The organism is Nocardia carnea NBRC 14403 (assembly GCF_000308515.1).
In the GTDB taxonomy this organism is placed as follows: domain Bacteria; phylum Actinomycetota; class Actinomycetes; order Mycobacteriales; family Mycobacteriaceae; genus Nocardia; species Nocardia carnea.
On sequence record NZ_BAFV01000093.1, the window covers coordinates 1 to 1349 of the forward strand.

At 64.6% G+C, this 1349-nt stretch carries 1 protein-coding gene; it reads right to left on the reverse strand.

Annotated elements, in window-relative coordinates:
* Positions 1-30: 30 nt before the first annotated feature.
* Positions 31-1295 (reverse strand): IS3 family transposase gene (locus ON22_RS26660; RefSeq protein WP_086007818.1). Its coding sequence is split into 2 segments (ribosomal slippage): positions 31-1022 and positions 1022-1295, totalling 1266 coding nucleotides; the frame shifts between segments, so codons are not numbered across the junction.
* Positions 1296-1349 lie beyond the last annotated feature (54 nt).

The following is a 1349-nucleotide window of genomic DNA, read 5'->3' on the forward strand; positions in this document are numbered from 1 at the left end:
TGAAGCGCCCCGGGGTTGATGCGCACCGGTTTATCTGTCTCCAGCCGGTTGCTCGGCGTGGAGTGCATAGTAGTCGGCTTCGTGCTCGACCGGTGGCCGCCGGCCGAGTCGGTGCATGATCCGGGACTGGTTGTACCAGCCGATCCAGTCGGTGGTGAGGAGTTCGACATCGGCGAGCCGGGTCAGCAGGCCGCGCCGGAACGGGGAATCGTCACGGACCGCCTCGGTCTTGTAGAGCCCGATCGTGGTCTCGGCGAGAGCATTATCGTAGGCATCGCCGACAGACCCGATAGAGGGCTTGAGGTCCGAAAGTGTCAGTGTTTCACCGAGTTTCACTGCCGTGTATTGAGATCCGGCATCCGAATGGTGGATCGCACCAGCGATCGGGTGGCCTTCACGGGCCCGCAGGGCGACTGCTTGCCGGATCGCTGATTCTACGAAGTCGGCGTGCTTGCTCGTCGAGCATTCCCACCCCAGGATCCGCCCGGCATAGGCGTCGATGACGAACGCGGTATAGACGAACGCGCCGGTCGTCAGCCGGACATAGGTGAAATCGGCGACGAGCAACATGTTCGGCGCCGGGACCCGGAATTGCCGGTCGACCAGGTCCGGCGCCCTCGATGCGGCCGGATCCGGACAGGTGGTCCGAACCTTCTTCCGTCGAACCACTCCTTTCCAGCCGTTCGTGCGCATCAACCGCTCCACCGTGCACCGCGCGACGGGGATGCCCTGTCGTTGCAGGTGAGCCCATATCTTGGCCGCCCCATACAACGACTCCGGCGCGCGCCGGCCCCGCGCGTCGGGTTCGTAGTAGCCGGCCAGAACCTCGGTCACCGTGGTGTCCCACAGCGCCCGTTTCGACGGTGCCCGCCGCGTCCAGGCATGGAACGTTCTCGGGGCGATCTTGACGCCGTGCGCGGTCAGCGCGCGGCAGATCGGAACGACCCCGAACCGAGCCCGATACTCGGCGATGAACCTGCAGATCACTTCTGTCGCGGGTCGTTCGCCCGCGCGAAGAAAGACGTTGCTGCCGAGAGGATCTCGATTGTCTGTTCCAGCTCGGCGATCTTCCGCTTCTGTTCGCGGATCGTTCGCGCGGCCTCCGTCGTGACACCATCAGCGTCACCCCGGTCGACCTCGGCTTGGCGAACCCATTTCCGCAGCGTTTCGGTGGTCATCCCCAACCGGGCCGCGACCGCCTTCATCGCGGCCCACTCGCTGTCGTAGTCGCCACGATGGTCGATGACCAGCCGGACAGCTTTGGCCTTGGTCGCTTCGTCGTACTTCGCAGGCATGATCTGCCCATCCTTCCCAAGAAAGAAGGTGGGCACCAAGCCCGGGGTGCTTCA